The organism is Vibrio sp. ER1A, assembly GCF_000733315.1.
Taxonomy (GTDB): Bacteria; Pseudomonadota; Gammaproteobacteria; order Enterobacterales; family Vibrionaceae; genus Vibrio; species Vibrio mediterranei.
The window spans coordinates 64,192-88,570 of sequence record NZ_JPJA01000096.1 but is presented as its reverse complement, the minus strand read 5'-3'; the positions used below and the strand labels follow the sequence as shown (position 1 = coordinate 88,570).

19 protein-coding genes and 1 pseudogene are annotated in these 24,379 nt (G+C 44.4%); 10 read left to right on the top strand and 10 right to left on the bottom strand.

The features are described from left to right. Window positions 1-39 precede the first annotated feature (39 nt). The 4 genes from HW45_RS26510 to HW45_RS26495 all read left to right on the top strand — a co-directional run bounded on the left by HW45_RS26510 (window position 40) and on the right by HW45_RS26495 (window position 4,658). Window positions 40-528, top strand: a complete 489-nt coding sequence (locus HW45_RS26510) for a GDP-mannose mannosyl hydrolase (protein ID WP_038231009.1) — start codon at window positions 40-42, stop codon at window positions 526-528. Window positions 529-530: 2 nt separating this feature from the next. After that, on the top strand, window positions 531-1,973 hold the full coding sequence (locus HW45_RS26505) for a mannose-1-phosphate guanylyltransferase/mannose-6-phosphate isomerase (RefSeq protein WP_038231008.1): 1,443 nt from the start codon (window positions 531-533) through the stop codon (window positions 1,971-1,973). 21 nt (window positions 1,974-1,994) lie between these two features. Beyond that, window positions 1,995-3,431, top strand: a complete 1,437-nt coding sequence (locus HW45_RS26500) for a phosphomannomutase (RefSeq protein WP_038231005.1) — start codon at window positions 1,995-1,997, stop codon at window positions 3,429-3,431. 228 nt (window positions 3,432-3,659) lie between these two features. After that, window positions 3,660-4,658, top strand: a complete 999-nt coding sequence (locus HW45_RS26495) for an NAD-dependent epimerase (RefSeq protein WP_038231003.1) — start codon at window positions 3,660-3,662, stop codon at window positions 4,656-4,658. Between the two features lie 759 nt (window positions 4,659-5,417). Here HW45_RS26495 and wecA (HW45_RS26485) read toward each other — a convergent pair. After that, the gene (wecA, locus tag HW45_RS26485) at window positions 5,418-6,494 is read right to left on the bottom strand and encodes a UDP-N-acetylglucosamine--undecaprenyl-phosphate N-acetylglucosaminephosphotransferase (RefSeq protein ID WP_038230998.1); all 1,077 of its coding nucleotides are present in this window, start codon (window positions 6,492-6,494) and stop codon (window positions 5,418-5,420) included. 196 nt (window positions 6,495-6,690) lie between these two features. Then, window positions 6,691-7,812, bottom strand: a complete 1,122-nt coding sequence (gene wecA / locus HW45_RS26480) for a UDP-N-acetylglucosamine--undecaprenyl-phosphate N-acetylglucosaminephosphotransferase (RefSeq protein ID WP_038231073.1) — start codon at window positions 7,810-7,812, stop codon at window positions 6,691-6,693. Window positions 7,813-8,240: 428 nt separating this feature from the next. On the opposite strand from wecA (HW45_RS26480), the gene HW45_RS26475 reads away from it, so the two are divergent. The 3 genes and pseudogenes from HW45_RS26475 (at window position 8,241) to HW45_RS26465 (ending at window position 11,049) form a co-directional block, all read left to right on the top strand. Next, complete coding sequence (locus tag HW45_RS26475) at window positions 8,241-9,593, top strand: MBL fold metallo-hydrolase (RefSeq protein ID WP_038230996.1); 1,353 nt, start codon at window positions 8,241-8,243, stop codon at window positions 9,591-9,593. 12 nt (window positions 9,594-9,605) lie between these two features. Beyond that, a pseudogene (locus tag HW45_RS30105) lies at window positions 9,606-9,779 on the top strand (glucose-1-phosphate thymidylyltransferase); the annotation flags it as partial. A 103-nt stretch (window positions 9,780-9,882) separates the two neighbouring features. Beyond that, on the top strand, window positions 9,883-11,049 hold the full coding sequence (locus HW45_RS26465) for a nucleotide sugar dehydrogenase (RefSeq protein WP_038230992.1): 1,167 nt from the start codon (window positions 9,883-9,885) through the stop codon (window positions 11,047-11,049). A gap of 155 nt (window positions 11,050-11,204) precedes the next feature. Here the strand turns inward: HW45_RS26465 and rraA are convergent, their stop codons facing one another. The 7 genes from rraA to priA all read right to left on the bottom strand — a co-directional run bounded on the left by rraA (window position 11,205) and on the right by priA (window position 20,514). Further along, window positions 11,205-11,714 carry a ribonuclease E activity regulator RraA gene (rraA, locus tag HW45_RS26460; RefSeq protein WP_038230990.1) on the bottom strand — a complete coding sequence of 170 codons (510 nt, stop codon included), beginning with the start codon at window positions 11,712-11,714 and terminating at the stop codon, window positions 11,205-11,207. Between the two features lie 79 nt (window positions 11,715-11,793). Beyond that, complete coding sequence (locus tag HW45_RS26455; protein WP_038230988.1) at window positions 11,794-12,711, bottom strand: 1,4-dihydroxy-2-naphthoate polyprenyltransferase; 918 nt, start codon at window positions 12,709-12,711, stop codon at window positions 11,794-11,796. Window positions 12,712-12,822: 111 nt separating this feature from the next. Continuing rightward, complete coding sequence (hslU, locus tag HW45_RS26450; protein ID WP_038230985.1) at window positions 12,823-14,157, bottom strand: HslU--HslV peptidase ATPase subunit; 1,335 nt, start codon at window positions 14,155-14,157, stop codon at window positions 12,823-12,825. A gap of 46 nt (window positions 14,158-14,203) precedes the next feature. Continuing rightward, a complete protein-coding gene (gene hslV / locus HW45_RS26445) occupies window positions 14,204-14,737 on the bottom strand; it encodes an ATP-dependent protease subunit HslV (RefSeq protein ID WP_006071177.1) in 534 nt (177 codons plus the stop codon). A 1,665-nt stretch (window positions 14,738-16,402) separates the two neighbouring features. Beyond that, window positions 16,403-16,951 (bottom strand): SPOR domain-containing protein, encoded by a 549-nt coding sequence (locus tag HW45_RS26425; protein WP_038230977.1) that lies wholly within the window; start codon window positions 16,949-16,951, stop codon window positions 16,403-16,405. An 82-nt stretch (window positions 16,952-17,033) separates the two neighbouring features. Then, window positions 17,034-18,041 carry a DNA-binding transcriptional regulator CytR gene (cytR, locus tag HW45_RS26420; RefSeq protein WP_006071173.1) on the bottom strand — a complete coding sequence of 336 codons (1,008 nt, stop codon included), beginning with the start codon at window positions 18,039-18,041 and terminating at the stop codon, window positions 17,034-17,036. 271 nt (window positions 18,042-18,312) lie between these two features. Continuing rightward, the gene (priA, locus tag HW45_RS26415) at window positions 18,313-20,514 is read right to left on the bottom strand and encodes a primosomal protein N' (protein WP_038231071.1); all 2,202 of its coding nucleotides are present in this window, start codon (window positions 20,512-20,514) and stop codon (window positions 18,313-18,315) included. 283 nt (window positions 20,515-20,797) lie between these two features. On the opposite strand from priA, the gene rpmE reads away from it, so the two are divergent. Both rpmE and HW45_RS26405 read left to right on the top strand, forming a co-directional pair. Further along, window positions 20,798-21,016 carry a 50S ribosomal protein L31 gene (gene rpmE / locus HW45_RS26410; protein WP_006071169.1) on the top strand — a complete coding sequence of 73 codons (219 nt, stop codon included), beginning with the start codon at window positions 20,798-20,800 and terminating at the stop codon, window positions 21,014-21,016. 286 nt (window positions 21,017-21,302) lie between these two features. Next, on the top strand, window positions 21,303-22,562 hold the full coding sequence (locus tag HW45_RS26405; RefSeq protein WP_006071167.1) for a malic enzyme-like NAD(P)-binding protein: 1,260 nt from the start codon (window positions 21,303-21,305) through the stop codon (window positions 22,560-22,562). Window positions 22,563-22,628: 66 nt separating this feature from the next. On the opposite strand, the gene metJ is transcribed toward HW45_RS26405, so the two are convergent. Continuing rightward, window positions 22,629-22,949 carry a met regulon transcriptional regulator MetJ gene (metJ, locus tag HW45_RS26400; protein WP_006071165.1) on the bottom strand — a complete coding sequence of 107 codons (321 nt, stop codon included), beginning with the start codon at window positions 22,947-22,949 and terminating at the stop codon, window positions 22,629-22,631. Between the two features lie 259 nt (window positions 22,950-23,208). Between metJ and HW45_RS26395 the strand changes: the two genes are divergently transcribed. Then, entirely contained in the window at window positions 23,209-24,378 is a 1,170-nt protein-coding gene (locus HW45_RS26395; protein ID WP_038230975.1) for an O-succinylhomoserine (thiol)-lyase, read from the top strand. Window position 24,379 lies beyond the last annotated feature (1 nt).

The window sequence follows — 24,379 nt, the reverse complement described above, 5'->3', positions numbered from 1 at the left end:
CGCGGGTGAATAGTTACATATAAGGGTCTCCTAGACATTATGTTTTTAAATAAACAACGCTTTTCTGAAGTGATTGAAAGAACACCGTTAGTTTCAATTGATTTAGTAATTGAAGACGAAAATGAACAAGTTTTACTTGGAGAGCGTTTAAATCGTCCTGCCCAAGGTTTTTGGTTTGTGCCTGGGGGACGTATTCTTAAAGATGAAAAGCTTGAAGAGGCCTTCGCTCGTTTAACTCTAGAAGAGCTTGGGCAGGAATTTAAGCTTTCGAAAGCAAAATTGCTGGGGCCTTATACTCACCTTTATAATGATAATGTTTTTGGCAACGAGTTTACGACTCATTATGTAGCTATTGCTTACAAGCTTGTTGTTAATCGTTCCGAATTGAAATTACCTATTGATATTCAACATGCTCGTTATTTTTGGTGTAGTCCAGATGAACTATTGACCAGTGATAAAGTGCATATTCATACAAAATGGTATTTTCAAAAGACTAAAGATCACCACCCAAATAAAACAACGAGTTGATTATGCTTACACCTGTAATTATGGCCGGCGGCTCTGGCAGCCGATTATGGCCGCTTTCTCGCTCAAAGTACCCTAAACAGTTTTTAGCTGTAACCAGTGAGCAAACCATGCTTCAACAAACTTTAAGCCGAGTGGTTGGTTTAGAGCATAATGCACCCTTTATAATTTGTAATGAAGAGCATCGGTTTTTGGTTGCTGAGCAACTTCGTCGTATTGATAGTATTCATAGTGGAATATTATTAGAACCAGTAGGGCGCAACACTGCTCCCGCAATCGCTTTAGCTGCAAAGTTTGCTTTATCTAACTCTCAAACCTCTGGTGAAGAGACTCTAATGTTAGTTCTTGCAGCTGATCATGTGATTAAAGATACTCAATCTTTCCATCAAGCTGTACAGGCTGCAGTTCCATATGCACAACGTGGTGATATGGTTACTTTCGGCATCAAAGCAAGCTCACCTGAAACAGGTTATGGATACATTAAAACTGGCCATACAGTGACCGTTGGGAATGAAAACCGAGGATTTAGTGTTGATAGTTTCGTCGAAAAGCCAGATATTGAAACGGCAAAGAAGTATCTAAAAGATGGTCGCTATATGTGGAATAGTGGTATGTTTTTATTTAAAGCGTCGACCTTCCTTAAAGAGTTAGCAAAGTTTCGACCAGATATTTTGAAAGCATGTGAAAATGCGTACGATAGTCACTTTGATGATTTAGATTTTATTCGTATGTCGTCTGAGCTCTTCTCGAAAATACCTGACGAGTCAATAGATTTTGCAGTAATGGAAAAAACTGAAAAAGCGGTTGTCGTTCCTATGGATGCCAAGTGGAGTGATGTTGGTTCTTGGTCTGCACTTTGGGATGTGAACAAAAAAGATGAGCTTGGGAATGCAACTCGTGGTGATGTATTAACTGAGAAAACTCAGAATAGTTATATTTATTCACAAGATAAACTCGTTGCTACCGTAGGTGTTGAAAATTTGATTGTTGTTGAGACAAAGGATGCTGTTCTAGTGGCTGATAAAGATAAGGTTCAGGACGTAAAGTCAATCGTAAACCAACTGAAGCAGCAAAACCGAGTGGAATGTCAACAACATCAAGAGATATATCGTCCATGGGGCTCTCATGAGACGGTATCAGAAGGTGAGCGTTACCTCGTTAAGCAGGTATCAGTTAAACCAAAAGAGAAAACAGCTCTTCAAATGCACCACCATAGAGCAGAGCATTGGGTTGTTGTGTCGGGTACGGCTAAAGTAATCAAAGGCAACGAATCCTTCCTTTTAACTGAAAATCAATCAACCTATATTCCTATAGGAACTCCTCACGCTGTTGAAAACCCAGGACAGGTTCCTTTAGAGCTTATTGAGGTTCGCTCAGGAGCATACTTAGAAGAGGATGATATTGTCCGCTTCGATGAATTAGCATCTAAGTTTGATGGCGACTACTAACAGCCTACTGAGATAAAAATTATGGTAACAAAACTAATCAGTAATGAAGTACTTCATGCCTCAGGAGTTCAATTTGGAACGAGTGGTGCGAGAGGGCTTGCTAGTCAGTTTACCTCGGATGTTTGCGCAGCTTTTACACATGCATTCATAGCGTCGATACGCAGGGGGTTTATTTTTAATAAGGTTGCAGTGGCAATTGATAATCGCCCTAGCAGTCCAGCAATGGCGCAAGCAGTCATTCAAGCACTGACTGATGCAGGTGTAGGCGTAGTTTATTATGGTGTAGTGCCTACACCTGCGCTCGCATTTTCAGCAATGCAAGACAATATGCCTTGTATAATGGTGACTGGGTCGCATATTCCATTCGACCGTAATGGTATTAAGTTTTACCGTCCTGATGGTGAAATTTCAAAAGAAGATGAGGAAGCAATACTAACAGAGGAAGTGAGCTTTAATGCTATTAATGAGCAACTTCCTGAACTAGAGGTCAGCTTTCAAGCTACTGAACGCTATCAAGCTCGCTATACCGACTTGTTTGATACAGATTTCTTGAAAGAAAAACGAATCGGTATCTATGAGCACTCAAGCGCTGGGAGAGATATTTACCAAAGGCTCTTCGAATCCCTTGGAGCTGAAGTTGTTTCCTTAGGGCGTACTGATGAGTTTGTTCCGATTGATACAGAAGCAGTTGCTGAATCTGATAAAGAAAAGGCACGAACTTGGTCGAAAAAATATAAATTAGATTTTATTTTTTCGACAGATGGAGATGGTGATCGTCCTTTAGTCGCAGATGAAGATGGTGAATGGCTACGCGGAGATATTCTTGGTCTACTTTGTTCAAAAGCACTAAAAGTGGAAGCTCTTTCAGTTCCAGTTAGTTGTAATACTATCATCGCTAAATCTTCGGAGTTCAAAGCTGTTTCGCTTACCCAAATTGGATCTCCGTATGTGATTGCAGAGTTTGAAAACTTAGCTAGAAAATACAAAACTACTGCTGGCTTTGAGGCTAATGGTGGGTACCTGCTTGGAAGTAATATTGAAGTCAATGATAAAGTACTAAAGGCTTTACCAACTCGTGATGCAGTTCTACCTATATTAATGTTGCTTTCGCTTGTTAAGCAAAAAAATACAACTATTAAAGAGTTAGTAGCAGCTTTACCTAAAAGGTATACACACAGTGACCGGATTCAGAATTTTGCTACAGAGAAAAGCCTAGCAATCATAGCGCGGGGTACGGATGATCCTGAAGAGTTGCTTGCAAGCCTTAATTTGACTGATGTTAATGTAGCGAATGTTAATTATACGGACGGCTTGCGTATAGCCCTTTCGGATTCAACCATTGTTCATTTTAGGCCATCAGGCAATGCACCAGAGCTTCGCTGTTATGCCGAAGCTAGTGATTTCGAAACAGCGAAGGCATTAGTAGACAATACTCTTTCCGCTTTTGTTCAGATTTGAGAATCAGGAAAATAATATGTTCATGTGTTGGCAAATTAAATAAAGATCGTACATGAATCTTTTGTTAGGCTAGATAGTTGTTTAAACTTGCTGAAGAGTAAATTTAAAAACAAAAGAACGGTGTGTGATGGCCAGAGAACCTCTTGAAGGCTTTAGAGAGCCTTTATTATTGGTGGGATATTTATCATTTTGCTGTGTAAATATCTCCTAATTTGTTAGGAAAATAAAATGAAGTACTTAGTAACAGGTGCGGCAGGATTTATTGGTGCTGCTGTTTCCCAAAGATTGTGTAGGATGGGACATACAGTTATTGGTATTGACAATCTGAACACATATTATGATGTCAGTTTGAAATTGGAAAGGTTACAATTTCTAAAAGAACATCAGGCTTTTACTTTTCGCACGCTCGACCTGTTTGAGAAAATGGCAGTTGCATCTTTATTTCAAGTCGAGCAATTTGATAGAGTTATTCACCTTGGAGCGCAAGCTGGTGTGCGTTTTTCGCTAGAGAACCCCCATACTTACGCAGATGCAAATCTGGCAGGGCATATTAACATACTGGAAGGGTGTCGTCACAATAATATTAAACACTTAGTATATGCATCAAGTAGTTCTGTCTACGGAATGAATAAAGATCAGCCTTTTAAAGAGTCACACGCAGTAGATCATCCAGTGTCTTTATATGCAGCAACTAAAAGAGCCAATGAGCTATTGTCTCATACGTATTCCCATCTTTACGATGTCCCAACTACCGGGCTGCGATTTTTTACCGTTTATGGCCCTTGGGGCCGACCAGATATGGCGCCGTTCAAATTTACAAAAGCTATTGCTGAAGGCAAGGCGATCGATGTTTACAATCATGGAGATATGTTCCGTGATTTTACTTATATCGACGATATTGTGGAGGGAGTTGTTCGAGTTCAGGATGTTATTCCGACTAGAGACAAAGCGAAACGCGACACACCTAATAACAGTGATGCCCCGTACTCAGTTTACAATATAGGTAATGGTTCTCCAGTCAGATTGATGGACTTTATCAATGCTATAGAGGAAGCACTAGGTATTGAGGCTAAGAAGAATTTTATGCCAATGCAACCTGGTGATGTCCCTTCTACATGGGCTTCCACAGGAGAGTTATATAAAGCAACGGGTTACAAGCCTAGCATTGACGTGAAAACGGGAGTGAACAACTTCGTCGCTTGGTATAAAGACTACTATAAGGTTTAGATATATTATGAAAACTGCCATAGCTGGCATAGGTTATGTTTGGCTCTGTCAATGTGACGCTGCCTCCTTGACATAGTAAAATGGTAGTTTTTCTATGAGTTCTTAGAAAGTCTAAAAGCATAATAATAAGCAAACACTGTACTGCTTGTGCATACAGAAATTGAAGTATTCAGAATTAAAAAGCTCATAACTTTGCCGCAACTCTTAATAAGGGTATTTATTTTCCAAGTCGCTGGTTATTTCATCACTGTTAAGAAAAATATAGGGTATCCATATATTGGACATGTGGATTTGAATCCGGTCGAGCCGATATGGTGCAATCGATTTAAGAGTTTGAGCTTACTTCTATTTCACTCGGTGGCTTGTCAGCAAGATATTGGAAAAGGTGAGGTTGACTCATTACTTAGCGAGGGTCTTGCAGTCTTTTTAGGTCATGCGCACCAAGCTCAGGCTTGCTTTGGTCTTAAATTCTCTTTGTTGGATTATTTGCTTCAGTCGAAACATTAGGTCGAGTGGTTCGACCTAGCGTAGTTACATTGCGCCAAACCAAAGTACGTTGAGTGGGTAAGTATGAACTCCAAGGAATGGTTAGCGTACTTCGAAAGCTTTGGAAGAAAGTTTTGCTTTGCAGTGAGCTTGACCAAAGAGCTGGAAAGTTACACACTGCGTACAATCAGGGCCTAGGATAGGGTAAAAAAGTTAATGCTGGTGCTCTGAGGTCAAGGAGGGGCATAAATGCCGGGATTCTTCGCCTTTGAATTACATTTCAGTGGCCTTAACCACTTGCTCCTTTCCCAACCTCGTCCTCACAAATCGCGTAATTCTCCACACATAAGCCAAACTCAACGCATATCCAACAAAACAAGCAATAAAGCTATAGAACATGATTGGTTCTGAAATCTGCTTAACTTCGCCGTATATACCAAAACCAGTTAGCAAAGAAGCTAGTAAACATATAGCAACAAGCGTTTGTCTTGAGCTTAATCCTAAACGTTGGAATATATGATGAAGATGTTCACGGTCCGGCTTAAATGGCGAGTCACCGCGTCGAATCCGGCGGATCATAATTGCGGTCATATCCATAAGTGGTAATGCGATTAGCCATAGAGCAGTTACAGGCCTCATTAATGGCTCATTGGAGTCTTGGCTTGCACTAAGCAATAACCAAATTACCGTAAATCCGATCATCATACTGCCAGCATCGCCCATAAATACTTTACGTTGGCGGCCCAGCAAGCCAAGATTCATAGCGATATACGGGATAGCAGCGGTAACAAATACTAAGCACAGTAAAGTGAGAGCTGAGTGTCCTTCACTATAAAGTAACCAACCTAAAGCACCGAAGGTGACAATAGAAAGCCCACCTAATAAGCCATCAATGCCATCTACCATATTAAATGCATTAATAGCACCGATTACTGCTAGAATTGTAATTAATACGGCTAACCCACCTAAGTCCACATGTCCTAAGCCAAACATATCTCCTAACGTATTGAGCTCTAAATCTGCAAAATACATCATGGCAAGCGAAAGTAACGCTTGGACAATCATCCTGCTTTTAAAGCTGATGTCATATTTATCGTCTAATGCACCGAGTAAGGTGAGCAAAGAAATTGAAGTGAGAAATAGGCCTGTATCGTTTAAGTCGTTCTCAAAGATGCTCAGTGTGAGAACAACGGTAATACAGATAGAAATGCCTCCAACCAAAGGGACTGCACCGGAATGAAGCTTGCGAGCATTAGGTTTGTCGACTAAACCGATATGTTTTGCGATTCGTCGGTTCACAAATAGTGTACAGAACGACACGATGAACACGAAAGCCAATAAGTACAACATGAAAAGCCACTGACGTATTAGGTTGAAAGATGAGATTTATTAATCTTGTTATTGTGCCTAATTCTACAGTAAATCTGTCTGTCTATAAAGCCAACAAAATCTGATGTAACTCTCTTTTTTGTGTAATTGGTTTCACATAGATGATTATGACAACCAACGACTCTTAAGAGTACAAGACAGTGCAGCTTAGTAAGCATCATTGAATAGGCTCGAATGTCTTTTTGCCACGTTGTTCTTTTCTAAGCAAACGTATGTAGGCGCTAATACGCCAGATTTTACTGAGCAATACATAGTAGATACTAAAGCATACAAGAAACAGATAGAACATGGTTGGCTCTGAGATGTTTTTAAGTTCTCCGTAGAGTCCAAAAAGTGCATACCCTGTGGCAATAAAACAAATAATCAGAAGTGTTTGCTTACGATTAAATCCGATACGTTGGGAAATATGGTGCAAATGTTCTCGGTCTGGCGTCATGGGAGAGACACCACGCTTAATGCGTCTAGCCATAATCGCAACCATATCCATCAATGGGACGGCAATGAGCCAAAGTACAGTGACTGGCCTGACGGTTTCATAGGCTGTCCATTGATACCAAAACATCGGGTCTGTTGTACTAGAGCTAGGTTGACTGATCGTAAAAAGTAACCAAACTACGACAAACCCAATTACCATGCTGCCAGCATCGCCCATAAATACTTTTCGAGCTTCTCCTAACCATCCGAGGTTCATGGCAATATAAGGAATCAGTGCTGCAATAATGACAGCGCAAAACAAAGCGTGTTGTGGACTGTTGTAGAGAGTAAATAAAATACCTAGGCTCGCAAAAGTGATACAAGCTAAACAGCCAAGCAAACCATCTATCCCATCAACCATGTTAAATGCATTAATGGCACCAATGACAGCAACAATGGTAATGGGTGTTGCCAACCACCCTAGTTCGGTGTAACCAAATCCAAACGCGTTGCCAAAGCTAACGAGTTTAATGTCAGTCGCGAAGACGACCAGCGTAGTGAGACTAGCTTGCACAGCTAGGCGTAGTTTGCAGGATAAATCATACTTGTCGTCAATAATGCCCATTATCAGTAGGATTGACATGGACGCAGTCAGGATGGATGCATAAGGTAGGCTGTTTGATGAAGTGAGCAAATAGCTCAAAATTGCGAGGGTGACAGCAACTCCACCAACAAGCGGCACCTCTCCAGAGTGGCGCTTTCTTGCATTAGGAGCGTCGATTAAGCCGATCTGTTTTGCGATTTTGGTAAAGATGAATAGAAATAATAGTGCTGCTGCACTGACACTAAAAAGTTCCAAAGCCATACTGCCAACATCCATTGTTGTATCTTTTTCTACCTAATTGCAGTTGCTTTTTTAATGAGGTATCTAATGTGTTTTAGAGTGCAATTAGGAAATTGAATAGTAGGAAAACTCTAGGATCAATATGACCTTACCGCAAGTGATGGATGGATCATAGAGTGCTTGCTCAGACAAGCTATACGGAGATATTTCTGATGTTCAAACATAAAAATCATAGAGTTAGTGAAGCCTGCTTTTTTGTAACAGATTTTTCAAAGGTGTGATCTAGATCGCCTTCGGTAAGACTGAGCCTAAAATCCCGTAGTGTTTCACTGAGACTGGTAATAGTTTGGTTTTATGCGAGAGAAGCTAGACTGTAGTGCACTAGGGCATTGACGTGAACTTACAGCTTAATGTAGGTCTAGGTTGATGAAAAAGACTTTGGAGTAGGGATGCAGTTAGCGCGAAATGTCGAAGTGACGCATCATGGTGGTAAAGATACGGTGACTGGTTCTTGCCATGAGTTGACGATCAATGGTGAATCTGTACTGATTGATTGTGGGTTATTTCAGGGGGCGGACGCTCAGAGTCAAACCTTGGAGGTTAATTTTAATTTACGGCATGTACGTGCTCTGATTCTCACTCATGCCCATATCGATCATATTGGCCGGCTACCCTGGTTATTTGCCGCCGGGTTTGGTAAACCTATCTACTGCACTCATGCTACTGCTTATTTAGTGCCGTTAATGCTATCGGATGGCCTCAAGCTACAGTTAGGACTCTCCAAAATTCAGCGGGCACAAATTATAGAGGTGATCAGTAAGCATCTAAAACCGGTAGATTATTCACAATGGATACCAATTAAGTCGGATGATGGTGGTTACTTTACCTATGCGAGATTTAACCCTGCCGGACACATTTTAGGTAGTGCCTACATTGAGCTAAAACTACCAAAGGGCGAAGTCGCGGTCTTCTCTGGAGATCTAGGACCCAATCATACGCCATTACTGCCGGATCCCACTCCCCCGAAACGAGCTGATTACTTATTTTTGGAGTCTACCTACGGCAACAAACGTCATGAATCTATCGAAAGGCGCCATGAAAGGCTATTAGCCATAATTAAACGAAGCTTAGAGGATGGAGGTTCGATTATTGTGCCTGCCTTTAGTGTTGGCCGAACGCAGGAGTTATTATTTGACATTGAGTCACTTCTGCATCACCACAAACTGCAATCGACTATTCCTATCATTGTCGACTCGCCAATGGCAGCTAAAGTCACTAAGGCTTATCGACGTTATCGAAAGTTGTGGTCTAAAGAAGCTAAACAGAAGGTTCGATGTGGTCGCCAACCTTTAAATTTTGCGCAGTGCGTTGTTATTGAAAGCCATCAAGAACACTGTCGAGTGGTGAATCGTTTATCATCGACAGGGGAAGCTGCGATTGTCATCTCGGCATCCGGGATGTGTCAGGGAGGTCGAGTGGTCGATTACTTAAAAGCTTTATTGCCAGATCGTCGAACCGATATAGTGTTCTGTGGATATCAAGCAACAGATACGTTAGGGTGGGAGATTCAAATGCGAAAGAAACAAGTTTGGATTGAGGGCAAGAAGGTCGCAGTTAACGCATTAGTTCACTGTTTGTCAGGCTACTCTGCCCATGCTGATCAAAACGACTTAATCCGTTTTGTCTTAGGTTGTGGCTCCGAGATTAAACAATTGCATTTGATTCATGGTGATTCTGATGCCAAGCAAGAGATTGTGAGAAAATTAATTGGTATGGGCGTATCGACCAAGGCTATGTACTGATACTTGCTCGCCGCCGCATCTTTTGTTCAATCTATTGAAAATGTTCAAGGATTAAAAATAGCGTGCCTAGAAGAAATAGCTTGGCGTAATGGTTGGTTAAGTGATGAGGGGCTACTGAACATCGCCCAATCCATGCTTAAAAATGATTATGGCTGCTACTTACAACGTCTGGTTAAAGAAAAGCAACTTGAGACTTGGCGTAAACATAACAATTACAAGCTTTTACTTGTTTCAAATAGCATCACTCGATACCATTTATCACAGTTAAACGGAATATAGAGAATTTGCGATGAAGATTGCGGTAGCAGGAACAGGCTATGTAGGCCTATCAAATGCGATGTTGCTAGCTCAGAACCATGAAGTGGTAGCGGTAGATATTAACGCAGAAAAAGTTGAGATGCTTTGTAATAGGCAATCACCAATTGTTGATAAAGAAATTGAAGCATTTTTGAAGCGTGATGACTTAAACTTTACGGCTACTCTGGACAAAGAGTTAGCATATTCTGGTGCAGACTATGTGATTGTTTCTACACCGACAGATTATGATCCACAAACCAACTACTTTAATACCAGTTCTGTTGAAGCAGTGATTAAAGATGTGATGGCGATTAACCCTGATGCGGTCATTGTTATCAAGTCTACTGTACCTGTTGGTTACAGTGCACGTGTTCGGGAAGAACTGGGTACCGAGAACGTGTTCTTCTCTCCAGAGTTTTTACGTGAAGGCAGTGCCCTTTATGACAACCTGAATCCGTCTCGCATTATTATCGGTGAGCGTAGCGAACGTGCAAAAGTGTTCGCTGACCTATTGGTGGAAGGGGCTCAAAAAGAGAACATTGATGTATTATTTACTGATTCAACTGAAGCTGAAGCGGTGAAACTGTTCTCAAACACCTATCTTGCAATGCGTGTTGCATACTTCAATGAGTTAGATTCTTATGCTGAAGCGCTTGGATTGGATACTCGCCAAATCATCGAAGGTGTGGCGTTAGATCCACGTATAGGTGGCCACTACTGCAACCCATCTTTTGGTTATGGCGGTTACTGTTTACCAAAAGATACCAAGCAATTGCTTGCTAACTACCAAGAAGTACCAAATAATATCATTGGTGCTATCGTTGATGCTAACCGCACTCGTAAAGACTTCATAGCAGACTCTATCGTTAAGCGTGAGCCGAAGGTAGTTGGTGTGTACCGTCTAATCATGAAATCTGGTTCAGATAACTTCCGTGCATCAAGTATCCAAGGCATTATGAAGCGTCTGAAGGCGAAAGGTATTGAAGTCATTGTTTATGAGCCTGTGCTGAAAGAAGAGCATTTCTTCCACTCTCGCGTGATTCAAGATGTCGATGCGTTTAAGCAAGAAGCTGATTTGATTATCTCGAATCGTATGTTGCCTGAGTTAGCTGATGTAGCAGACAAAGTGTATACGCGCGACTTGTTTGGTAATGACTAATTGTAACTGCTTTGAATAAAAAAACGAGAACCTAGAGTTCTCGTTTTTTTATGTCTGTTATTTACCACTGTTGGGCGTAAAGAAACCCTGTCGTCATCCCTGCGCAGGCAGGGACCTTGCCTCAGCGAGCGCAATTCTGATAAGTACTATGACAGTTATTCAACCGCCTCTTCATCCTCAAAATTTACATCAAGCGGCTCCTGAGAAAGAATCACCCCAGTGTTATCGGCATACACATAATCTTCCGGTAAGAAGGTCACACCGCCAAAGTTAACTGGCACATCTACTTCACCAACATTGGATTGAACTGCACCCACAGGAATAGAAGCAAGGGCTTGGATACCAAGGTTCATGTCTTCCAGTTCATCAACTTCGCGCACGCAGCCGTAAACGATGATGCCTTCCCATTCGTTATCTTCTGCCAGCTGAGCGATCTCTGCATCGATAAGAGCTTTACGCAGTGAACCACCACCATCGATAAGTAGAATTCGACCTACACCATCTTGCTCCAAAATTTCACGGATAACACCGTTGTCTTCAAAACACTTTACCGAAGTGATTTGACCTGCAAATGAGGCTCGGCCACCAAAGTTACTAAACATTGGTTCAACAACGTCTACTTGGTCTAGGTAGATATCACATAGGGCTGAAGTACTGTATTCCATGGCGACTCTTCTTTGCAGTTTACAAAAGGTATAAATCGAGTATATCGGGTGAATAGGTCAATGCAATGACAAGGCTCAATTAAGTCATCAGAGTTTGAGCTATAACCACTCCTGAAAACAGGATATTAGTGACTAATGAACACTTCACCACAATCGGCATCATAGGGGCAATTTGTGCAGGCTGTGTTGCGTGCCAAACCGCTCTACCATGTTTGATGACAACGATAAGACTGATGACAAAAGGCAGGCTGATCCACAACGGTGATTGTTGTAGAACAAGATAAGCCGCAAAGGCGATGACTGCGCATAATAACAGTGTGAAGTGGTAAACCTTAGCGTTGTGCTCACCCAGTCTCACCGCGACAGTACGCTTACCGCAGGCGCTATCATTTTCAATGTCACGCATGTTGTTGACGTTAAGTACGGCAACCGCGAGTAATCCACAGCCGACAGCCGGTAAGAAGAGTAGAGAGTCGATATGACCAGTGTGTAAAAAGTAGGTACCTGAGACACCAAGCAGGCCAAAGAAGATGAATACTGAAATGTCGCCTAGTCCTACGTAGCCGTAGGGCTTATTACCGACGGTATAGGCAATGGCAGCGATGATAGCTAATACGCCGAGTCCGATAAACGCCAAAATGTTTTGCATTGAATCCAGCGCATGAAAGACTAAACCTAGTCCTGCAATCACAGTCAGAATGATACTCAGCACGATGGCTTTCTTCATCTCTTGCTGAGACACTTCGCCTGACTGTATTGCACGCATTGGACCTAAACGGCTGTCGTTGTCGGTGCCTTTGACGGCATCACCGTAATCATTGGCTAGGTTAGAGAGAATCTGCAGCAGGGTCGCGGTAAGCAGAGCAAGTAAAGCGACACTCCAAGACATGTTGCCAGTAGAGAAAGCGAGTGCACTGCCTGTGATAATGGAGACTAAAGCGAGTGGTAGTGTTTTAGGTCTGGCTGCATCGAGCCAAATACGAACAGATTGATTCATAGCCAAGCATTCTAATTTCAGTTCGTTTTAGTATACGGGAAATGTAGCACAAAAAAAGGTGTCACCGCCTTTTTGGAGATGACACCTCATCAAACTTAAGATTGCTTAAATCTACAGAATAAAGCGACTTAAATCTTCGTCTTCTACAAACTCACCAAGCTTCGATCTTACGTAGCCTGAATCAATTGTCAGCTTTGAACCAGGTTTATCTGTTGCATCAAATGAAATCTCATCCATCAAACGCTCCATAACAGTATGTAGACGACGAGCACCGATATTTTCGGTCGTTTCGTTGACTGTCCATGCTGCATCGGCGATTTGTTGAATGCCGTCTTCAGTGAACTCGACATCAACTTCTTCAGTCTTCATTAGAGCAATGTATTGTTCGGTTAGTGATGCTTTTGGCTCGGTTAGGATGCGTTTGAAGTCATCGCTGCTCAGTGCTTCCAGCTCTACGCGAATTGGCAGACGACCTTGCAGCTCAGGGATCAAATCCGATGGCTTGGCTACTTGGAATGCACCAGATGTGATAAACAGGATATGGTCAGTCTTAACCATGCCGTGTTTAGTTGATACTGTGCTGCCTTCTATCAGAGGCAGTAGATCACGCTGTACACCTTCACGAGATACATCAGGGCCTGAGGCTTCGCCACGCTTACAGATTTTGTCGATCTCATCGATAAACACGATACCGTTGTTCTCAACGTTATAGATTGCTTGTTCTTTAAGCTCTTCTTGGTTTACCAGTTTAGCGGCTTCTTCTTCAGTGAGTGCTTTGAAGGCATCTTTAATTTTCAGCTTGCGCTTTTTCTTGGTATCGCCACCTAGGTTTTGGAACATGCTTTGCAGCTGGTTGGTCATTTCTTCCATACCAGGAGGCGCCATGATTTCAACACCCATTTGTGGAGCTGCAGTTTCGATGTCGATCTCTTTGTCGTCTAGCTTACCTTCGCGCAGTTTCTTGCGGAAAATCTGACGAGTGTTAGAAGAGCTCTCATCTTGCTGTTCGTTTTGACCCCAAGCGTCACGAGCTGGTGGAAGTAGGGCATCAAGAATGCGCTCTTCGGCTTGCTCTTCAGCGCGGAAGGTGACTTTTTCCATCGCTTGTTGATGTGTCATCTTAATCGCGACGTCAGTAAGGTCGCGAATGATGGTTTCAACTTCTTTGCCCACATAGCCCACTTCGGTGAACTTAGTTGCTTCTACTTTGATGAACGGTGCGTTAGCAAGCTTAGCTAGACGGCGAGCGATTTCGGTTTTACCGACGCCCGTTGGGCCGATCATTAGAATGTTTTTCGGTGATACTTCTGCACGCAAGCTCTCTTCAAGCTGCATACGACGCCAGCGGTTACGTAGTGCAATCGCCACTGAGCGTTTTGCTTTATCTTGACCGATAATATGGCGGTTTAGTTCGTGAACAATCTCGCGTGGAGTCATCTCAGACATAATTAATTCCTTACAAAAATTCAGACACTATTTTGTTTTTTGGACGTTATTTCGCGTCGCTTTCTAGTTCTTCAACAGTGTGATAATGGTTGGTGAAGACACAGATATCGCCAGCGATTTTTAGGGATTTCTCTGCGATTTCACGTGCATCTAAATCGGTATTTTCAAGTAATGCCGTTGCTGCTGCTTGAGCAAAGTTGCCACCTGAACCAATAGCGATAAGGTCATTTTCTGGCTGAACAACATCGCCGTTACCAGTGATGATCAGTGATGCGGTTTCATCAGCGACGGCCAATAACGCTTCCAGTTTACGCAGCGCACGATCACTACGCCAATCTTTCGCCAGTTCGACTGCGGCCTTAGTTAGGTGGCCTTGGTGCATTTGCAGCTTGCTTTCAAAGCGCTCAAAAAGAGTAAACGCGTCAGCCGTACCGCCAGCGAAGCCTGCCAATACTTGGTTATTATAAAGTCTACGAACCTTGCGAGCGTTCCCTTTCATTACAGTGTTGCCTAGGGATACTTGTCCATCACCAGCGATCACGACTTTGTTATTTCGGCGTACAGATACAATAGTAGTCACGACGTTTGCCTCATATTGGTTTCAATTCGGTTATGAAAGGGATATGTGGACGAAGAAAAGGGATTTCAAGGGGAAGTGGGGTTATCCTGCGGGAGAATTGTTTTTATAGGTTTTGTTATTTCGCTGGTTGTTCACCTACGCATACAGGAATCTTCTAGAGGCTTAGTATGAGTGGGGGAGTAGGCCCCTGCCTTCGCAGGGGAGACGAATAAGTTGGAGTAGTCTTGTACGCGGAATCTAAAGCACTCGTCATTCCTGCGATAGGCAGGAATCTTCTAGAGGCTTGGTATGTGCGGGAAGTAGACCCCTGCCTTCGCAGGGGAGACGAAAATTTGGAGTAGCCTTGTGTTCTAAATCCAGAGCATTCGTCATTCCTGCGAAAGGCAGGAATCTTCTAGAGGCTTGGTACGTGTGGGGAGTAGGCCCCAGCCTTCGCAGGGGAGACGAAAAAGTTGAAGTAGCCTTGTGTGCTGAATCCAAAGCATTCGTCATTCCTGCGAAAGGCAGGAATCTTCTAGAGGCTTGGTATGTGTGGGGAGTAGGCCCCTGCCTTCGCAAGGGAGACGAAAATTTGGAGTAGCCTTGTGTTCTAAATCCAGAGCATTCGTCATTCCTGCGAAAGGCAGGAATCTTATAGAGGTTTGGTACGTGTGGGGAGTAGGCCCCTGCCTTCGCAGGGGAGACGAAAAAGTTGGAGTAGTCTTGTACGCGGAATCTAAAGCACTCGTCATTCCTGCGATAGGCAGGAATCTTCTAGAGGCTTGGTATGTGCGGGAAGTAGACCCCTGCCTTCAGGGGAGACGAAAAAGTTGGAGCAGTCTTATACGCGGAATCTAAAGCACTCGTCATTCCTGCGATAGGCAGGAATCTTCTAGAGGCTTGGTATGTGCGGGAAGTAGACCCCTGCCTTCGCAGGGGAGACGAAAAAGTTGAAGTAGCCTTGTGTGCTGAATCCAAAGCATTCGTCATTCCTGCGATAGGCAGGAATCTTCTAGAGGCTTGGTATGTGCGGGGAGTAGGCCCCAGCCTTCGCAGGGGAGACGAAAATTTGGAGTAGTCTTGTACGCGGAATCTAAAGCACTCGTCATTCCTGCGGAAGGCAGGAATCTTCTAGAGGCTTGGTATGTGCGGGAAGTAGACCCCTGCCTTCGCAGGGGAGACGAATAAGTTGGAGTAGTATTGTACGCGGAATCTAAAGCACTCGTCATTCCTGCGGGAGGTAAGAATCTTATAGAGGTTTGGTACGTGTGAGGAGTAGGCCCCTGCCTTCGCAGGGGAGACGAAAATTTGGAGTAGCCTTGTGTTCTAAATCCACAGCATTCGTCATTCCTGCGAAAGGCAGGAATCTTATAGAGGTTTGGTACGTGTGGGGAGTAGGCCCCTGCCTTCGCAGGGGAGACGAAAATTTGGAGTAGCCTTGTGTTCTAAATCCAGAGCATTCGTCATTCCTGCGAAAGGCAGGAATCTTCTAGAGGCTTGGTATGTGTGGGGAGTAGGCCCCTGCCTTCGCAGGGGAGACGAAAAAGTTGGAGTAGTCTTGTACGCGGAATCTAAAGCACTCGTCATTCCTGCGATAGGCTGGAATCTTCTAGAGGCTTGGTAATGTGGGCAAGTAGCCCCCTGCTTTTACTAGAGGGGGCAGAAAATGTCGCGTTTAGGAGTAAGCTACTGCGAATCCTTCCAAATCGCACACGGCTCTATTTTGGCGCGTTGCAGTTTGTGTTTATCTCGCTCAGCGTCACGTTTGAGTGAGTAAGGGCCTAGAACCACTCGGAACCAACTGCTGCCTTCTTTCTTACGAATCGTACTTGAGAGTCCTTGGAAGGCAATATCAAGCTTACGTGCTTCGGCTTGAGCCATGGTTTTATAGGCGCCACACTGCATGATGTACGGAATCTTCGAAACCACTTGCTCTTTCGCTTTTACTTCAACTTCGCGTTGCGGCAGGGTATCGACATAGTCCCACTTCTCTTCTGGCGGAGGTGGAATTGGCTTAGCCGGTTTAGGCTTTGGTTTGGTGACTGGCTTTGTCGTTGCTGGTGTCGGCTTTGGTGGTTCTGGGTCATTACTTAATGTGTAAAGACCATAGCCAAAAACACCCGCGAGCACGATCGCCAATAGCCCACTGCGCCATGGTTTTTTGCCGGAAGGTTTCTTTTTTGCTGGTCGGCGACTGGTGCCTTTGCCACGCCTTACATAGTCTCGGTTTGCCACGAAGATAGGTTCTAAATTGAATTAAATAACTGACCTCATGGTAAATACCACAAGGTCAAGTTGCAAGTCAGTATCGTGCTAACTATAGGATTCTTGGAGGAGCAGCACTGTCGCGGATCACAAGTTCAGTATCAAGTAACCTCGATCCCGCTCGAACATCGGCGCCTTTCAGTACTTCTAACATCATGTACATGGCTTGGCGGCCAATCTCATAACGAGGTTGTGAGACTGTGGTAAGCGGAGGATCGCAATACTGAGCGAACTGAATGTCATCGAAACCAACTACGGAAAGATCTTGAGGAACTCGCAGTCCCAGTTTCTTCGCTTCTTGCATCGCGCCAATGGCCATGATGTCGTTATGACAGAAAATGGCTGTTGGAGGCTCCGGCAGGGCGAGTAGGCTGCGAATCAAACGCGCACCCGCTTCAAAGGTAAAGTCACCTTTCACCGTGTACGCAGGGTTCATTTGCAGTCCGGCTCTTCGCAACGCTTGCTGGTAACCTTGCTGTCTAAAGCGGCATAAAAATGCGGTGTCAGGTCCTGAAATCTGGGCGATACGCTTATGCCCCAATTGCGACAAATAGTTTACTGCTTCAAAGGCTGAGGTCAGGTTGTCGATATGAACGGTAGGGAGCTCAAGTTCAGGGGCAAACTCACAGGCCATAACGATGGGAGGTAAGTTTTTCTGTTCTGGCTTACTGATATCAAAAGGCAAGTCGGTGCCGAGTAAAAGCATGCCATCCGCTTGCTTAGTGAAGACCAAGTTTACAAACGAGGTTTCACGCTTTTTCGATTGTCCGCTATCTCCTAGTAGAACCAAATACCCATGTTCCATTGCCGCATCTTCGATACCACGAATGATCTCCGAAAAGTACGGGTCACAGATGTCCGGCACTATGGTAACGATAGTCTTGGATTCATTCCTACGTAAGTTACGCGCCAGAGAGTTAGGAGAATAGCCAGCTTCGAGAACGGCATCTTCGACTCGCTTTCGAGTGGATGATGAGACCTTCTCGGGATTCATCAATGCTCTTGATACCGTAGCCGTTGAGACGCCTGCAAGCTGGGCAACATCCTTCATTGTCGCCATAAACGTGAGTCCTCTTATTTTCAGTGTGACTAATTAGACTGCGACTTATTATGTTTTATTATGCAATCTAACGGGTTATAACTTGGTTAAATGTTTCATTTATCTAATAAATAGAGCGAATGAAACGTTTGCTTTAATGATGAACTATTAATAAATATTATTCATTTATCTACGGAAAGTTACGGGCTGATTAACATATTTTGCATTGCAATTGTGAAGCTTATCACAACTAGAGCTAGTTATAGTTTTGAAATTAATCAATTCTTACCGTTTAACTGAGATCTTGTGGCTCGATATCCATCGACCAGCGAACTTTCTTTGCGAGTGGCAGTTGCGCGATGACGGGTTTAGCGCTGGTGACGATTTTCTGCATCAATGGACGCATAGGCACCTGAAGCATCAATTGCCATCTCGCTTTCCCTGCTCGCTTAGCAATGGGCGCTGGTGTTGGACCTAACACCATCGACTGATGATCAAATAATGGATGCGCCTCGAGTGAATGTCTCACTTGACGCAAAAACGCTTCAACGTCATTGCTGTTGTTGGCTTCGGCACGAATCAAAGTGAGGAAGCTAAACGGTGGCAGCATGGCCAATTTGCGCTCTTCAATCACGGTTTCTGCAAAATGACGATAGTCTTTATGCAGTAGTGATTGCAGCAGAGGGTGGTCGGGGTGGTGCGTTTGCAGTAGCACTTCACCGGGTTTACTTGCTCGGCCCGCGCGGCCAGCCACTTGGATGAAGAGCTGTGCCAGCCTTTCTGACGCTCTGAAATCGCTGCTGTATAGCGAGCCGTCGACATCTAATAATGCCACCAAGGTCACGTTCGGGAAGTGGTGACCCTTGGCGAGCATTTGCGTACCAATCAGTATTTGGTATTCATTCTTTTTAATCGCCTCAAGCGCACTCTCAAGGCTGCCTTTACGACGAGTGCTGTCTCTATCAATTCGAATGGTATTAAAATCAGGGAACAGACTTTCAAGCTGTGCTTCAAGCTGCTCGGTACCCACACCAACTGTAACAAGCTGATTGGAACCACAGCTTTCGCACTGATGAATCGTGGGTCGCTGTGAACCACAGTGGTGGCAGCGAATCTCATTACTGGATTGATGGTAGGTGTAGTAGGCGTCGCAGCGACGGCATTCAGCGGTCCATCCGCATTCATGACACATCAACGCTGGGCTGAAACCTCGACGGTTAAGAAACAGCATTACCTGATTGCCCAGTTCTAAGTGGCGACGTATCTCAGCAATAAGGGGAGCGGACAAGCCCGCTTCTAAGTATTGCCCTTTGACATCGATAACCTTGTTGGTCGTTGGCACTGCAAGACCTGCGCGTTGGCTCAAAATCAAATGGTGATACTTACCACTCAGCGCGTTTTGCAGAGTTTCTATCGATGGTGTTGCAGAACCAAGTACAATTGGAATCTGTTCTTTATTGGCACGCATGACGGCTACGTCACGAGCGTGGTAACGCAGGCTATCTTGCTGTTTATATGAAGTGTCGTGTTCTTCATCGACGATAATAATGCCGAGATCAGCAAATGGTGTGAGTAATGCCGAGCGTGTGCCTATAACAATCCCCGCAACTTTATCACGAGCGCTCAACCACGCATTCAACCGTTCGGTATCGTTGAGCCCAGAGTGAATAACTTCAATAGGCACGTTGAAACGCTTTTTAAAGCGGTTAATGGTTTGTGGTGTTAAACCAATCTCTGGCACTAAGACAAGCGCTTGCTGCCCGCGCTCAAGTACTGGTGCGATCATTTGCAGATAAACTTCGGTTTTTCCCGAACCTGTCACCCCTTCTAGCAAGTAGCAGCCGAATTCGGTTTGGCTATTCACTGACGCGATCGCTACAGCTTGTTCAGCATTCAGCCTCAGCTCTGTCGGTGGGTTGGTCATCGTTTCTGGCCAACGTGGAGTAGGGGCTAGCTTCTCATGCGATTCAATCCAGCCTTTCTCAGTCAGTGTTTTTAAGACACTAGAGCTGACTTCATTATCAATGAACGCCTGATGAGCACAAGGGCCAGACTCCAGCATATGCATGACTTTTGCTTGTTGCACAGCTCGTCCAAACCCAGCCATGAGCTGATTCTTGCCTGCTTCTGTAATACGCCACTCAACGGTAGCAGCAAACTCTGCAGGCTTTCCTTTGCGCAATGACGAGGGTAGAGCGTTGTTTAACGTGTCGCCCAATGGGTGTTGATAGTATTGGCTACACCAAGAGATTAGCTCGAACAGTGGCTTTGGCCAGACTGGGCTGGTATCAAGTGCCGCTTTGATGGGCTTGAGCTGATCAATAGGGAAGTCTGATTGGTGGCTGAATTGAGTGACAATACCAACTAAGGTCTGGCGTCCAAAAGGCACTGATACTCGACCGCCCACCACAGGGAAAAGGTGCGTTGGGACTAGATAATCGAACTGTTTATCCAGTGGCACTGGCAGTGCAACACGAGCTACGTTTGGGCGCATAGTGGAATCGATATTGTTCAAAGAGAGCGCCATTCTACCTAGCTATGTCCGTTAGGAGAAACCGTTAATTGAATAAACTGAGTCAATCCACCTAAAGGTGGCGAAAAAAGTGGCAATTTTAGTTGATCCTAAAGGCACTATTCATTACTATACTGCGCCTTGATGGTATGGCTTGTTCTACATTTATTGCAGTAACAGCGATATCATAAGTCTTTTATTAAACTACGTGTGGTGTCCGGCTTAGAATCGGATGGCGACACGGCCTAAACTTTGAGGTTTCCCCATGAAAGCTGGTATCCACCCAGAATACAAAGCAGTAACAGCAACTTGCTCTTGCGGCAACACATTCGAATTCAACTCTACTCTAGGTAAAGATTCTATCCACCTAGACGTATGTGACAAGTGCCACCCATTCTACACTGGTAAGCAACGTATCGTTGATACAGGCGGCCGTGTTGATCGCTTCAACAAGCGTTTCGGTGCTCTATCTAGCAAGAAGTAATCTTACTTTTGCAGATTCTAGAAAAGGACGCTTCGGCGTCCTTTTTGTTTTGAGGCAAAAATAAAACAATTCTGTATACAATCCATTCAAAATTCTAACTATCTAGCGTAGTATTAATAAATCAGAGTGACGAACCGCTGTCACACAGACCATGCGTAAGTATCCCCGTTCGTGTTGTCCACTCTGTTGAGTCTGTAACCCTTTAGAAGCAAAGCTAATAATTACAAAGCGGTTTATACTCACACATTCAGTCTTTAATACTCGTAGAATAAGCAGGATTGCCACCATGTCCGATGACCAACAAATCGACGAATTTCGCCAACAAGCGCTTGATTATCATGCCAACCCAGTCCCTGGAAAAATTGAAATTGCTCTGACTAAGTCTGCTGACTCAGCGGCTGACCTCGCCCTTGCATACAGCCCAGGTGTGGCTGAGCCAGTGCGTGAAATCGCACAAAACTCTGAAAATGTTTATAAGTACACAGCCAAAGGCAACATGGTTGCGGTCATCTCTAACGGTACTGCTATTTTGGGGCTAGGTAACTTAGGCCCACTGGCGTCGAAACCTGTTATGGAAGGTAAAGCGCTACTGTTCAAGCGTTTTGCTGGTCTAGACTCTATTGATATCGAAGTGAAACATCGCACGATTGATGAGTTTGTTGATACGGTAGCCAACATCTCTGATACCTTCGGTGGTATCAACCTAGAAGATATTAAAGCCCCAGACTGTTTTGAGATTGAACGTCGTCTGATTGAACGCTGTGATGTGCCGGTGTTTCACGATGACCAGCACGGCACTGCGATTGTAACGGCAGCAGGTATGCTGAACGCGATTGAACTGCAAGGTAAAGATCTGAAAGAAGCGCGCATTGTATGTCTTGGTGCTGGTGCCGCAGCTATCGCGTGTATGGAGCTATTGATTAAATGTGGCGCGATGCGTGAGAAGATCTACATGCTTGACCGTAAAGGTGTGATTCATACTCGCCGCGACGATTTGAACGAGTATAAAGAGTTATTTGCTAACAACACCGATATGCGTACCTTGGAAGACGTCATTGAAGGTGCGGATCTGTTCCTAGGTGTATCGGGCCCTGACTTACTTGAACCAGAAGCTTTGAAACTGATGGCGGATAAGCCAATTGTGTTTGCCTGCTCAAACCCAGATCCAGAAATCAAACCTGAGCTTGCTCATGACGTACGTGATGACCTGATTATGGGCACAGGGCGTTCTGACTACCCTAACCAAGTAAACAATGTCCTGTGTTTCCCATTTATCTTCCGCGGTGCGCTTGATGTGCGTGCAAGTGAAATTAATGACGAAATGAAGCTAGCTGCGGTTGAGGCGATTCGTGAGCTTGCCAAAGAAGAAGTACCACAAGAGGTGCTTAAAGCGGCTGGTGTAGAGTCACTTACTTTTGGCAAGGAGTACATCATTCCAAAACCAATGGATCCACGTTTGCTGCCACGTGTAGCCAAAGCGGTTGCTCAAGCTGCAGTCGATTCCGGTGTTGCGCGAATTGAAATGCCAGAAAATTATATGGCTTAATTTCTCATACACGAGCAAACAAAAAAGACGGCATTTATGCCGTCTTTTTTCATTCTACGTCAGAATTTACTCTTCATCGAACGCTTCAAACTCAATTCCCATTGCTGTCATCAGCTCTTTAGCTTCTGTTGGGATGTCGTCTGGACGGTCTTTTCTCAAGTCTTCGTCGGTTGGAAGCGGTTGACCAGTGTAGGCGTGTAGGAAGGCTTCGCACAATAGTTCACTATTGGTTGCGTGGCGTAAGTTATTGATTTGGCGACGAGTACGTTCATCAGTCAATACCTTTAGCACCTTCAACGGAATAGACACCGTGATCTTTTTTACTTGTTCGCTTTTTTTACCGTGCTCCGCGTATGGGCTAATGTATTCGCCGTTCCAATCTGCCATTGCACACCTTCGCTCTGTTAATCATAAGTAGTAGTAATAAGAATGCTGCAATTTTAGCGGGATTTACTGCCATAAGCAAAGACATATAGACGTCTGGAAGTGTTGACGTCTCACAAAATGGAAAGTAAAGTGGACATTCATTTTAACGCAATGTTAATTTTTTAATGTTTGCCACTTTTGTTGGTTCCATATTCACTGACAAAAGTAGACACTGAATAACAGCCCATCAGCCCAATGCGATTTGATAAAGGAAGTTTCTATGAGCAATCGGAAGCCAGCGACAATAGCCGTACGTACTGGTATCGAATCAGATACCCAGCATCATGCTGTGGTACCGCCAATTTACCTTTCTACTAACTATGGTTTCCCTGCGTTTGGAGAAGTGCCTACTTACGACTATACCCGCTCTGGAAACCCAAATCGTGGTTTGCTGGAGCAAGCATTGTATGAACTCGAATCTGGTAAAGGAGCCGTTGTCACTAACTGTGGTACGTCTGCGCTAAACCTGTGGGCGTCGGCTTTCTTAGGGCCTGAAGATACTATTGTGGCTCCACATGACTGCTATGGCGGTAGTTACCGACTATTCAATACTCGTGCGCAAAAGGGCGATTTTAAAGTTCAGTTTGTTGACCAAAGCGACGAGGCGGCATTAGATGCTGCACTTGAAGCGAAACCAAAACTCATTTTACTTGAGACGCCGTCCAACCCGTTGGTTCGTGTCGTCGATATCGCTGCTGTTTGCGAAAAAGCCAAACAAGTCGGCGCGCTAGTGGCGGTTGATAATACCTTTCTGACACCTGTGTACCAAAAGCCTTTAGAGCTTGGCGCTGACTTTGTTATCCATTCAACCACCAAATACATCAATGGTCACTCTGATGTGATTGGTGGAGTTGTGATCACCAAAACAGAAGAGCACGCGGAAGAGCTTGCGTGGTGGGGCAACTGTATTGGGGCCACGGGAACACCGTTTGATAGTTATATGACGCTACGTGGTATTCGTACGTTAGGTGCTCGCATGCGTGTGCATGAAGAGAGCTCTCAACATATTCTCGAGTTCTTAAAACAGCAGTCACTGGTCAAAGTGATTTATCACCCAAGCTTGCCTGAACATCCTGGACATGAGATTGCCAAGAAACAGCAGTCAGGTTTTGGCTCTATGTTGAGCTTTGAGTTTGCAGGAAGTTTTGAACAGTTGAAGTACTTTGTGGGTGAACTCAAGTTGTTCTCACTGGCTGAATCACTAGGTGGTGTCGAGAGTTTGATTTGTCACCCCGCTTCTATGACACACCGAGCTATGGGAGAAGCAGCCTTAGAAGAGGCGGGCGTTTCTCAGCAACTACTGCGTCTGTCTGTCGGGCTGGAAGATGCCTCCGATCTGATTGACGATTTACAGCAAGCATTTGATAAAGCGAAAACGTTCCAAGGATAAG